The organism is Microbacterium sp. B35-04 (genome assembly GCF_010634885.1).
In the GTDB taxonomy this organism is placed as follows: Bacteria; Actinomycetota; Actinomycetes; order Actinomycetales; family Microbacteriaceae; genus Microbacterium.
The window spans coordinates 15,349-27,630 of the sequence record NZ_MWLP01000045.1 but is presented as its reverse complement, the minus strand read 5'-3'; the positions used below and the strand labels follow the sequence as shown (position 1 = coordinate 27,630).

At 69.8% G+C, this 12,282-nt stretch carries 9 protein-coding genes; 2 read left to right on the top strand and 7 right to left on the bottom strand.

Annotated features, from left to right (window positions below; all coding sequences use genetic code 11):
- Window positions 1–125: 125 nt before the first annotated feature.
- The 6 genes from B1729_RS12120 to B1729_RS12095 all read right to left on the bottom strand — a co-directional run bounded on the left by B1729_RS12120 (window position 126) and on the right by B1729_RS12095 (window position 7,784).
- The gene (locus tag B1729_RS12120) at window positions 126–1,037 is read right to left on the bottom strand and encodes a BadF/BadG/BcrA/BcrD ATPase family protein (RefSeq protein WP_163617553.1); all 912 of its coding nucleotides are present in this window, start codon (window positions 1,035–1,037) and stop codon (window positions 126–128) included.
- A gap of 68 nt (window positions 1,038–1,105) precedes the next feature.
- Entirely contained in the window at window positions 1,106–2,044 is a 939-nt protein-coding gene (locus B1729_RS12115) for a 1,4-beta-xylanase (protein ID WP_163632939.1), read from the bottom strand.
- A 41-nt stretch (window positions 2,045–2,085) separates the two neighbouring features.
- A complete protein-coding gene (locus tag B1729_RS12110) occupies window positions 2,086–4,563 on the bottom strand; it encodes a glycoside hydrolase family 2 protein (protein WP_239539614.1) in 2,478 nt (825 codons plus the stop codon).
- On the bottom strand, window positions 4,560–5,462 hold the full coding sequence (locus B1729_RS12105; protein WP_239525812.1) for a carbohydrate ABC transporter permease: 903 nt from the start codon (window positions 5,460–5,462) through the stop codon (window positions 4,560–4,562). Before B1729_RS12105 ends, B1729_RS12110 begins: the two co-directional genes overlap by 4 nt.
- The gene (locus tag B1729_RS12100; protein ID WP_163617555.1) at window positions 5,459–6,451 is read right to left on the bottom strand and encodes a sugar ABC transporter permease; all 993 of its coding nucleotides are present in this window, start codon (window positions 6,449–6,451) and stop codon (window positions 5,459–5,461) included. The genes B1729_RS12105 and B1729_RS12100 overlap by 4 nt, the downstream gene beginning before the upstream one ends.
- Before the next feature lie 19 nt (window positions 6,452–6,470).
- The gene (locus B1729_RS12095) at window positions 6,471–7,784 is read right to left on the bottom strand and encodes an ABC transporter substrate-binding protein (protein WP_163632933.1); all 1,314 of its coding nucleotides are present in this window, start codon (window positions 7,782–7,784) and stop codon (window positions 6,471–6,473) included.
- Window positions 7,785–8,077: 293 nt separating this feature from the next.
- On the opposite strand from B1729_RS12095, the gene B1729_RS12090 reads away from it, so the two are divergent.
- Window positions 8,078–9,100, top strand: a complete 1,023-nt coding sequence (locus B1729_RS12090; protein WP_163617557.1) for a LacI family DNA-binding transcriptional regulator — start codon at window positions 8,078–8,080, stop codon at window positions 9,098–9,100.
- Window positions 9,097–11,232 carry an alpha-galactosidase gene (locus B1729_RS12085; RefSeq protein ID WP_163632931.1) on the top strand — a complete coding sequence of 712 codons (2,136 nt, stop codon included), beginning with the start codon at window positions 9,097–9,099 and terminating at the stop codon, window positions 11,230–11,232. Before B1729_RS12090 ends, B1729_RS12085 begins: the two co-directional genes overlap by 4 nt.
- Window positions 11,233–11,310: 78 nt before the next feature.
- Here B1729_RS12085 and B1729_RS12080 read toward each other — a convergent pair whose 3' ends face one another.
- Entirely contained in the window at window positions 11,311–12,279 is a 969-nt protein-coding gene (locus B1729_RS12080; protein WP_163632929.1) for an acetylxylan esterase, read from the bottom strand.
- Window positions 12,280–12,282: the final 3 nt, after the last annotated feature.

The window sequence follows — 12,282 nt, the reverse complement described above, 5'->3', positions numbered from 1 at the left end:
AAGAGGAGGCGTTCGCCGGCGTCGCTCCTCGCAAAGACCCGGATGCCCCGGCCCACCTGTCCACACAGGGCCGGGGCATCCGCTGTTCCATGAGCCGCCCGCACAGTGCTGCTGCGCGGAATGCGTCAGACCTGCGCGACCGAGACCGCGTGGGCGAGCGGATGCCGCGCCTCGAGGCCCGCGAGAGCGACGGCGCCGTCGATGCCGAGGCCGAGGGGCTCGACGAGCGTGACGTCGAGTTCGCTCGCCCGGATGTGCGAGGCGAACGCCTCGTACAGCTGCGGGGAGCGGAACACGCCGCCGATCGCGCACGCCGCGAAGTGCTCGTCAGGGTCGTCGGAGCGCACCCGCCGCAACGCCGTCTCGACGCTGTGCGCGAGCTCGCCACCGGCGCGCACAGTGATGTGCTGCGACACGGCGTCGCCGTCGGACGCCAGCCGGGCGACCTGCTCGGCGAACGAGGCGACGACGCTCACCCGGTCGTCGGCGGACTGCAGATGGATGTACGCCTGCCCGAGGTCGGGCCACCGCTCCTGCGCCACGGCGCGCAGTCGCGTCGTCGGCCCGCGCCCGTCGAACTCGCGCATCACGGCGTCGAGCGCTTCGCGCCCGATCCAGTAGCCGCTGCCCGCATCGCCCATGAGGTAGCCCCATCCGTCGACGCGGGCCACGCGCTCGGCGCCGACGGCGAGGGTCACGACCCCGGTGCCTGCGGCGACGACCGCTCCGCGGGTATCTCCGAGCGCGCCGAGGAACGACGTCGTCGAGTCGTGGGCGAGGATGACCTCGCGCACCGCGGGATCGTCGATGCGGGCGAGGAACTCGGCGGCATCCGCTTCCTGGGTGGTGAGCCCCGACACCCCGGCGCTCACGACGGACACCTCGGCGCCCGTGCGCTCGATCGCGGCGCGCGCGACCGCCGTGAGCTGCGGCAGCAGCGGCTCGTGGGTGCGGATGCCCGGGAAGACCATGTCATGCCCCCGGAGGCGCACCTTGATGCCGGTCTGCCCGGCATCGATCGCCAGTACTGTGCTCATGCGGCTGTCGCCCCTTCTTCCCGCAGAGTCGGTCGTGCCCGTGGACACCGCTGTCACCGTGTGCTCGGTCATGGCAGCTGCGGCATCCTTGCCTGGCCCGCGCGGAGACGGTACGCCTCGCGGAGGAACTCACCGGCCGGCTTGCCGTAGGGGCAGTAGTCGTCGTTGCCCGCCGCGGCATCGGCGGCGTAGAGCCGGGGCGGCCAGTCCCACAGCATGAAGCCGGCCACCCAGGGGCGCCCGTCGCACGCGGCGAACATCGCCTCGTAGTAGCGCAGCTGCTCGTCGCCCGAAGGGGCACCGGGCAGCGACCAGTCGTTCGGGCGGTCGGGCGACCCCTCGCGCGACGGACATCCGGCCTCCATGAAGAAGAACGGCTTGCCCGTCGCGGCCACGGCCCGCTCGATCCGGTCGAGCTCGGCATCCCAGCGGCCGATCGGGTAGTAGCCGCTGGAGGTGACGACGTCCACCGCGTCCCACCAGCCGAGGCGGTCCTCCTGATACTTGTCGCAGTTGTACGTCACGATTCCCGAGTAGACGGTGCGCACGGCGGCGACGAGCTCGCGCCACTCCGCCTCGCGGGCGTCGGCGCGCACCATCTCGCAGCCGATGCAGAGCATCTCGCAGCCCTCGGCCTCGGCGATGCGGGCCGCGTGCAGGATGAACTCGCGGTACGAGGCGAACCACTCGCCCCAGGTCGGCTCACCCGGCACGTCCTGGTCGAAGAACCCGATGTGGGCGCGCCATGTTCCGTCGGCCACGTTGACGACCGGCTTGAGGCACACCTTCAGCCCGAGCGCCTGCGCTTGCCGGATCGCCCACACGATCTCGTCGTCGGTGACCGTCGGCTCGTCGCGGAACCGCACCTCGGTCGACTGCGCGGTCTCCTGCAGGGCGGAGTACGCGATCGCCGTCCAGTTCACACCGTGGTCGGCCATCGCACGGAGGGAGTCGGATGCCTCGGCCGTCGCCCATGTGCCGCGCACGCCCGTCCATCCCCAGGTCATTCCGGCCACGTAGGGCTCGAGGGACTGGGCGGCCTCGGCGGTCACGAGGCGACCAGTTCGTTGGCGGTGCGCAGGACCCGCGGATCCGAGAGCGCGGATGCCGCGAGCGGATCGCCGTCGTGGCGAACGAGCAGCGTCGTGCTCTCGCCGGGCAGCAGGGTCACGAGGGCGTCGGAGGCCACGGCGCCGGGGTCGACCTTGTCGACGAGCAGGGTGAGGTCGCGCACCAGGGAGCCGGCGGTGAGCGAGACGAGCGTGCCGTGCGCGGCCGGTTCGGTGCGAACCTCCACCTGCGCCGCGCCGAGTGCCGATTCGCGAGGCTCCGCGAAGAACCAGTGGCCACGCACCTCGTCGACGCCGGCGACGACGAGCTCGCTCGCCGCGTCGGCCGCCGCAGCGACCTCGGCGGGAAGTGGCACGGTGATCGTCTCCCGCGGTGCGAGCGAGACCGGTGAGGTGAACCGGGCGAGCTCGTCGCCCGCGAAGCCGACGCGGCGCGCCACGAACTCGCCGTCCCAGGTGTCGGCGGTGTCGTTCACGAGCACGGCGGCGAGACCGCCCTCACGGGGCTGGATGGTCGCCAGTCGCGGGGCGAACGCGTTCTTCAGCCCGTAGTACAGCGGCTTCGGGCGCTCATCTCCGTCGATGGCCGCCCAGGAGGTGACCGGCCAGCAGTCGTTGAGCTGCCAGACGATGGCGCCCTGCGTGTGCGGCGCCCACGAGCGGAAATGCTCGAGCGCGGTGCGCACGGCCACCGCCTGGTTGAGCTGCATCGCCCAGTGCCAGTCCTCCATGGCCTCCGGCATCCGGAAATGCGGGATCAGCCCGTTCGTGAGCTTGGTGTTGCCCTCCATCGCCTTCTGGTGCACGATCATGCCGGGCGATTCGGGGGTGAGCGGGGCGTCCGAGACGGAGCGGACGAGGGTGCTCCACGCGGGCGGTCCCTGCCAGCCGAACTCGGCGACGAACCGCGGCCGGTGGTCGCGGTAGGTCGGCCAGTCGAGCCGGTTCCACTGCTCCCAGAGGTGCATCGAGCCGTGCTGCTCGTCGTTGGGGTGGGGGCCGGTCTGCCCCTCGCCGTCCCAGCCGGCACCGGGGCTGAACGGGCTGCCGGGGGCGTATGGCACGTGCGGTGCGAGCTCGGCCACGAGGGCCGGGAACAGCTCGTAGTAGTAGTGCGCACCCCACGTCTTGCCGTCCAGGCGCAGCTTCCAACCCCAGTCCTCGTAGCCCCACAGGTTCTCGTTGTTCCCCGTGAGCAGCACGAGCGAGGCGTGGTGGCCGAGTCGCACGATGTTCTCGCGCGCCTCGGCCTCGATCTCGGAGCGCAGCGGCTCCTCCTCGGCGTACGCGGCGCACGCGAACAGGAAGTCCTGCCACACCAGCAGGCCCATCTCGTCGGCAAGCTCGTAGAAGTCGTCCGATTCGTACAGTCCGCCGCCCCACACGCGGATGAGGTTGAGGTTCGCGTCAAGCGCCTGTTCGAACCGGCGGCCCAGCCGGTCGCGTGTGACGCGGACCGTGAGGGCGTCGTCGGGGATCCAGTTCACGCCCTTCACGAAGACCGGCTGGTCGTTGACGACGAGCGTGAACGGCGTGCCGGCCTCGTCGGGCGTCATGTCCCAGCGCACGTCGCGGAAGCCGACCTTGCGGGTCGCACGGTCGAGGACGGAACCGTCGGATGCCGCGAGCTCGACCTCGACCTCGTACAGCGGCTGCGAGCCATAGCCGACAGGCCACCAGCGCTCGACGTTCGCGAGCGACACCACGAGCGTCGCGGTCGTGTCCCCGGCGGCGACATCGACCGCCCCCACGACCCCGCCCGCGCGCACCGTCAGCGTCACTGCGTCCTCGCGTGCGCGTTCGAGTTCCACATCGACGGTGATCGTGCCCCCGCCGCCCGCCGGCGTCGCAACCACGCGCGTCTGCTCGAGGCGAGTGGCCGACCACGACTCGAGCCCGACGGGCTTGACGATGCCGCTGGTGTAGGTCGCGATGCCCCAGTCCCACCCGAAGCTGCACGCCGACTTGCGGATGGCGTCGTAGGGGAGGGGGTAGGGGCGCTGGCGTGCGCCCAGCGCGACGCTCTGCTCGTTGGCGTACTTGACGGGAGAGCGGAACCGCACCACGAGCTCGTTCTCGCCGTCGACGAGCGCGTCACGCACATCGAACCGGTAGGAACGGTGCTGGTTCGCGGTCGACCCGAGCTCCCGTCCGTTGAGCAGGATCGTGGTCACGGTGTCGAGGCCCTCGAACACCAGGTCGGTGCGATCGGTGTCATCCGGTGCCCAGGTGAACGAGGTCGTGTAGGTCCAGTCCACGAGGCCGATCCACGCCAGCGCCGACTCGTTGTCGTCGAGGAACGGGTCGGGGATGAGGCCGGCGGCGAGAAGGTCGGTGTGCACGCAGCCGGGGACGACGGCATCCATCGGCGCGTCGAAGCCGTCCGGCGCGGGCCCGGCTGCAGCCCGGAGGGTCCAGCCCGAGTCGAGGGGACGGAACGAGAGGGCGGTGGTCACTTGACGGCTCCTGCGGTGAGGCCCTTGTAGATCCATCGCTGCAGCAGCAGGAAGGCGACGAGGGTCGGGATGATGACGAGGACGGTGCCGGCCGAGATGACCTCCCACTGCGCGCCGAACGGTCCCTTGAACCGGAACAGCGACGTGGAGATGAGTCCTTCGGACGGCAGATAGAGGAACGGGGCGTAGAACTCGTTGTACACCGCGATGCCCTTGATGATGACGACGGTCGCGATCGCGGGTCGCAGCAGCGGCAGCACGATGCGCCAGTAGATCGTCCAGCGGTTCGCGCCGTCGATCATGGCCGCCTCGTCGAGGGAGACCGGGATCGACTGCATGAACTGGATGAACAGGTAGATCGCGATGATGTCCGTGCCCATGAACAGCAGGATCAGCGCGGCCTTCGTGTCGTACAGCCCCAGCCCGTTGATGAGCTGGAAGGTCGCGACCTGGCTCGTGACGCTCGGGATGAGCGTCGCCACGAGGAAGAGCGCGAACACGAGCTTCTTGCCACGGAACGCGAACCGGTCGAGCGCGTACGCGGCCATCGTGCCGATGAAGATCGTGCCGGCGAGCGACACGACGAGCACGATGGAGGTGTTGACGAAGCCCTCGAGCATCTTGCCGCTCGTGAACGCGGTCACGAAGTTGTCGAAGTTGAACCAGTTCTCGGGCGGGTCGAACGGTCCGGTCTGCGCGTACTCGGGTGCGGTCTTCAGGCTCGCGAACAGGAGCACCGACAGCGGGAGCAGGGTGAGGATCGACGCGATGATCAGGCTGAGGTACTTCGCGGTCGTCGCACTGACGCCTCGGAGGCGCTCGCGTGCCGTCCGGCCCCGGATCGTGCGCGGCGGGGTCGTGCGCAACGGCATCGTCTGCAGCGGTTCGGTGGTGGTCATGTCAGGTCGACCTTCTCGTCGGGGAACACCTTGCGCTGGATCCACGTGATCACCAGCACGATCGCCAGCAGCACCACGGCCATGGCGGACGCGAGACCCACTTGCCGGAAGGTGAACGCGGTCTGCAGCGTCTGGATGACGAACGTGGCGGATCCGTTGGCGCCGCCGGTCATGATGAACGGGATCTCGAAGACGCTGAGGCTGCCGGCGATCGCCAGGATGAACGACAGGCCCACTACGCGGCGGATGCCCGGGAAGATGATCGCCCAGAACTGCTGCCAGCGGCTCGCGCCGTCCAGGTCCGCCGCTTCGTAGAGCTCGTGCGGGATCGACTGGATCGCGCCGAGGAAGAGCACGAAGTTCATGCCGGTGTAGCGCCAGACCGACGTGCCCGCGAGCGACCAGTTGACGACGTCGGGGTTGCCGAGCCACTGCGGGGGATCCGCGACGCCGAACCAGCTCAGCACCGTGTCGAGCGTGCCGCCGGGCTGGAAGAGGTAGAGGAACACGAACCCGATCGCGACCCCGTTGATGAGATAGGGGAAGAACAGGATGCCGCGGAAAAGGTTCGAGAAGCGCGTCGAGAAGCTGAGCAGCGTGGCGAAGTACAGCGCGATCGCCATCTGCGCGAACGACGCGAAGAAGTAGTAGAGGCTGACGCCGAACACCGAGAAGATCCGCGGGTCGGTGAAGACCTGCACGTAGTTGTCGAGGCCGACGAAGTTCTTCTCGAGGTCGATGCCGTCCCAGTCGGTGACGCTGAAGTAGAACAGGTTCAGCGCCGGCCAGTAGGTGAACAGCAGCAGCAGTCCCACTGCCGCGGCCAGGAAGAACCAGGGGGTGAGGTGCTGCAGGACATTGCGTCCCGCGGAGCCGCCCCGCCGGCGGTCGGTCCGGCGGGACGACCCGCCGAACCGACGCGCCCGCGCGGGGGCCGAGAGGACGGCAGGGGCATCCGCCGGTGCCGCACCCGGAGTTGCGATGGCCATGTCTCTGCCGTCCTCCCGGTCAGCCTGCGAGCTTCTCGACCGAGGCGCCCCAGCGCTCGTTCAGCTCGGCGAAGTAGCTCTCCTTGTCGCCGTCGGCGGCGCCGCGCGCGATGTCGACGAGCTTCTGGCGGTAGATCGGGCCGTACAGGTCGATTTGCGAGTCATCGGCGATGTTGTTGATGAGGCCTTCCTTGCCCGCGGGGGCAGGGTTCATCTCCATCAGCTCGACGCCCGCCTCTTCGAAGCCCTGCAGGTTCTCGGGAAGCGGCTTGTCGAGCACCGGCGAGATCATGCCCTGCGCCTCGGTGTAGCCCGAGTCCTCGGCGACCCACTGGATCCACGCCCACGCGGCGGCCTTGGCCTTGGAGTGCTTGCTCACGGCCAGGTTGTAGTCCCCGCCGATGACGGCGAGCTGCGTGCCGTCCACGTTGGCGGGGAACGCCATGTAGCCGATGTCGTCCGCCGATGCGCCGTTCTCCTCGGCGGCGGCCTGCATCTGCGAGATGGCCCACGAACCGAGCGGCATGGTGGCGATCTTGCCGGTGCCGAGGTCGACCTTCGACTGCTCCCAGTTGGTGGTGAGCGGGTCGTCCTCGGTCAAGCCGGCCGCGACCGTGTCGTACAGCAGACCGTCGATCGCGTAGACGTCCGTGTCCTCAGTCCAGGGGGCCGGGTCTTCCGCCATCGTGATCGGCGCGTCGGGATCGTCGGTGATGGCGCCGAGGTTGCCGAAGCTCTGCGTGAGCGGCCAGCCGTCCTTGTAGTTGGTGTACATCGGGATGGCGTCGGTGTTGTCCTTGACCTTCTGCAGGGCGTCCAGCCACTGCTCGGGGGAGGTGGGAAGCTCCGTGACACCCGCCTCGTCGAAGATCTTCTTGTTGTAGACGACGCCGTTCGCGTTGCCGCCCCATGCGATGCCGTACTGCGTGCCGTCGTAGCTTGCGGCCGGAAGGAAGCGGTACGTGTCCTCGAAGTCGGCCGTCTCGCCGAGCGGCTCGAGGAACTGCTCGTACTGGTCGGGCTTGATGGCCGGGATGCCGATGACGTCCCCGTAGTTCGTCGTGCTCATGCGGGTGAGCATCTCGCCCGCGTAGTCGGTGATGCCCTCGAACGTGACCTTGACGTCGGGGTACTCCTTGTTGAACTCCTCGGCGTACTTCTCGAACGTGCCGTCCTCGACGAGGTCGGTGCGCCAGGTGACGACCTTGATGTCGCCCTTGACCTCGCCGTCGATCGTGTTGTCCGCGTCGTTCGCGCCGCCGCCGGCGCAGCCGCTGATCGCGACCGCGGCCGTGGCCAGCAGCGCGATGCCCGCGAATGCCTTCTTCGCCATGTGATGTCTCCTTGTCAGGTTCGCCCTTGAACTGCCGGTGCGCGTCGTCGCACCGTTGCGTGGTTCGTCGCGCCGTCAGATTAGACACACTCGAAACGGTTCCGCAAGCGTTCGATGTCAGCGCTGTCTTGTCGTGTCCGATTCGAATCCATGAACCGTAAAGGCCGCACAACCAGGTCTAAATATGACGCTGTGAACGGCTAGCGCGTGGCAATGTCCGCTGAATGTCCCACGTGGACATTGCGGGCGATCCAGTGCTACCGTGAACCCCGGCACGGCAAGGAGGCCCACCGATGACGGTTCAGCAGCGCGCGACACTCGAAGACGTCGCCCGGCTCGCCGGCGTGAGCTCGAAGACGGTATCCCGCGTCTTCACGCACCGAGACCTCGTCGCGCCCGACACCGTAGACCGGGTGCTCGCGGCGGCCAAGCGGCTCCGCTTCCGGCCCAACCCGCTCGCGCGGAACCTGCGCCGCGGGGGGCCGACGAACACGATCGGCTTCATCATGGGCGAGCTGAGCAACCCGTTCTACTACAAGCTCGCCGCCGGCATCGAGCGCGAGCTGGCGGCGAGCGGGTACTCGCTCGTCGTCGCGACCACCGACGACACGGCGGAGGGCGAGGAGCGTGTCGCCGACGCGCTCCTCAGTCAGCGCCTGGGGGCGCTCCTGCTGATCCCCGTGGCCGAGGACCAGTCCTACCTCGAGGGCGAGCGGCATCTCGGCACGCCGATCATCGCGATCGACCGTCCGGCGCGCAACCTCGTCGCCGACTCGATCGTCCTCGAGAACCACAAGGGCGTCTTCGAGGCGACGACGCGCCTGCTCGAGCGGGGCCATCGCCGTATCGGCTACGTCTGCAACCCGGCATCCGTCTACACGCAGGCCGAGCGTCTGCGTGGCTACCGCGACGCGCTCGCCGCCTACGGCATCGCCGACTCGTCGAGGTGGGAGCGGCTCGCCGACGATCTCGCGCGGCCTGCCGACGGCTTCATCGCCGACCTGCTCGACCAGCACGACGCGCCGACGGCGATCATCACCGGCAACAACCGGGTGACCGTCGCCGCGCTCCGAGTGCTGCGGGATCGGCACGACGCCGAGACGGCACTGATCGGCTTCGATGACTTCGACACCGCCGATGTGCTCGGCGTGACCGTCATCAACTACGACCCGCTGGCGCTCGGTCGCGCCGCTGCGACGCTCGCCATCGAGCGTATGCAGGACCCGGCCGGCTTCACGCGTCAGCTCGAGATGCCGACGTGGCTGGTGCCGCGCGGCACCGGCGAACGACCGCCCGCTGAGAGGACCACCGCATGACTTCCGGCTTCATCCGTCTCGAGAAGGAGGGCATCAGCGTGATCGTCGACGCCCGCGGTGCGGGTCTGCCGCGCGTGCTGCACTGGGGCGCGCCGGTCGGTGCGATCACGGATGCCGATGCCGAGGCGCTCGCCCACGCGTTGAGCCGGCAGACCTCGCCGGGCAGCCTGGATGGCGCGTGGCAGCTGTCGCTCTCGCCGCAGGAGGGCGACGGATGGACCGGCCGCCCGGGCATGCAGCTGCGCCATGACGGCGTGCTGCACCACGCGCGCTGGAGCGTCGACGGGATCGACGCCGACGACGCCGCGCTGACGATCAGGGCGCGGGATGAGGCATCCGCTCTGCGTCTGTCGATCACGATCGGCATCGAAGCGGGCGGGGTCGTGTGGGTGGGACACACGCTGGCTCACCAGGGTGGAGCCGAGGCTGCGCCCATCGACGTCGACTGGCTCGAGGCGACACTGCCGGTGCCGTCGACGACCGACACGCTGCTGACCTTCGACGGTCGCTGGACGCGCGAGAAGCGCCCGGTCGCGACCCCGATGCCCGCCGGCGCCACGGTGCGGCAGTCACGGCGGGGTCGCCCGGGGCACGACAGCCCCGTCGCCGCGATCGCCGCCATCGGGGCGCCGCGCTGGCAGGACGGCGCCCTGTGGGGCGTGCACCTCGCATGGTCGAGCGATCTCACGACCCGCGTCGACCGCGTCACCGATGCGGTGACCCTGATCGGCGCCGGCGAGCTGCTGCGTCCGGGCGAGGTCCGGCTCGCTCCGGGCGACGAGTACCGCGCGCCGCGAGCGGCGTTCGTGCACAGTAGCGCCGGGCTCGACGGTTTCGCGCACCGCGTCCACACGTGGCTGCGGGCCCGGCCGCAGCATCCGTCGTCTCCGCGGCCCCTCGTGCTCAACACCTGGGAGGCCGTGTACTTCGGCCACGATCCAGCCCGTCTCGCCGCGCTCGCCGACCGCGCGGCCGAGGTGGGGATCGAGCGGTTCGTGCTCGACGACGGCTGGTTCCAGGGGCGCCGCGACGACTCGACCAGTCTCGGCGACTGGACCGTCGACCGATCCGTCTGGCCGGATGGCCTGGGCCCGCTCGCCGAGCGGGTGCACGGGCACGGCATGCAGTTCGGGCTGTGGTTCGAGCCCGAGATGATCAGCCTCGACTCGGACGTCGCCCGCGCGCACCCCGACTGGCTGCTCCACGACCCCGGCCATCTCGCTCACGACGAGCAGGTGTCGTGGCGGGGGCAGTACGTCATGGATCTGGCGAACCCGGATGCCTACGCCCACGTCTTCGGCCAGATCGGCGCGCTCGTGACCGAGCTCGGCATCGACTTCATCAAATGGGACCACAACCGCGACCTCGTCGAGAGCGTCCACGCCGGACGCCCCGGCGGGCACGCGCAGATGACGGCGGTGTACGCGCTGCTGGCCGAGCTGAAGGCGGCGCACCCGGCGCTCGAGATCGAGTCCTGCTCCAGCGGCGGCGCGCGCACCGACCTCGGGATCCTCGACGTCACCGACCGCGTGTGGGCGAGCGACTCCAACGACCCGGTGGAGCGGCAGGACATCCAGCGGTGGACGGGCCTGCTGCTGCCGCCCGAACTCGTCGGCGCCCACGTCGGCCCGACGACCTCGCACTCGTCGGGCCGCACCACGGCGCTGTCGTACCGCATGGCCACGAGCCTCATGGGATCCGCGGGCTTCGAGTGGGACATCCTGTCGTGCGACGAGACGGAGACCGAGGCGATCGCGCGCTTCGCGGCGCTCTACAAAGAGCTGCGGCCCGTCGTCCACGGCGGGCGCGTGCTGCACCCGGAACTGCGGGATCCGGCCTGGCGCGCGACGGCGTTCGTGGGCGCAACGGCGGCCGTCGTCGTCGTGGCGACGGTGGCCAGCCTCGAAGACGCCCGGGCCGAGCGCCTGCGGCTGCCCGGCCTCGACCCCGACCGCCGCTACCGCGTGCGGGTGCGGCGGGAGATCGGCGCGGCCGAGTACGGGTGGATCGCGCCCGAGTGGTTCACCGCCGGCGAGATCGAGCTGCCGGGGTCGCTCCTCGCCGAGATCGGCCTGCAGCTGCCGACGCTCTGGCCCGTGCAGGCCTTCGTCCTCCACCTCGAGGCGGTGTGACGCAGCGCGTCGCTCGGAAACATACCCTTTCGCGAATCCGCTGACCGGGAATCGCGAAAGGGTACGTTTCCGCTCGCGTCAGACGAGCGATGCGAGGAAGGCGGCCTGCTTCGGGAACTGGAACGCCTGGCCGCCCTCGTGGCCGTTGTGGGTGTAGACCTCGATGCGCTTGTCGGCCGTCTCGTGGCGGTTGAACGCGGCGTAGACGGTCGACGGCGGGCAGATGGTGTCCATGAGCGCGACGGAGTACAGGGCTGCGGCATCCGCCCGCTTCGCCATGTTCACGCCGTCGAAGTACGACAGCGTCTCGAATACCCGCTCGTCGGCGCCGCGGTGTACCGCAAGGTAGCGCACGACCTCCTGGTAGGGGTCGTCGCCGGTGAGGCCGACCGCGCGCTCGAAGTGGCAGAGGAACGGCACATCGGGCATGACGGCCACGAGACCGTCGGAGAGACCCGCCGCCGCGATCGCGATGCCGCCGCCCTGGCTCGCGCCGCAGACGGCCACACGGTCGGCGTCGACCTGCGGGAGCGTGCGGACGGCGTCGATCGCGCGCACGGCGTCCGTGAAGACCCGGCGGTAGTAGTACGTCGCGGGGTCCTCGATGCCGCGGGTCATGAAGCCGGACGACGACGGGCCGGTGCCGTGCGGGTCGAGCGTGTCGCCGCCCGAACCCCACATCGATCCCTGGCCGCGCGTGTCCATGAAGAGGTGGGCGTAGCCGGCGGCGGCCCAGCCGATCCGCTCGCCGGGAAGGCCGCGGCCGCCACCGTAGCCCTGGAACTCGACGACGGTCGGCAGCGGACCCTCGGCGCCGGCGGGCAGGGTGAGCCACGCCTTGACCGGGTCGCCGTCGAAGCCGGGGAACGTGACGTCGAAGACGTCGATCAGCGTGTACGGCGTGTCGAGGAGCGTGACCTCGGGTGCGGAATCCCACTGTCGCGACATTGCGATCGTGGCGGTCCAGAAATCGTCGAAATCAGCGGGCTCGCGGACCTCGGGAGCGTAGGTCGCGAGGTCGGCGGGGGACAGGTCGAATCTCGGCACGGC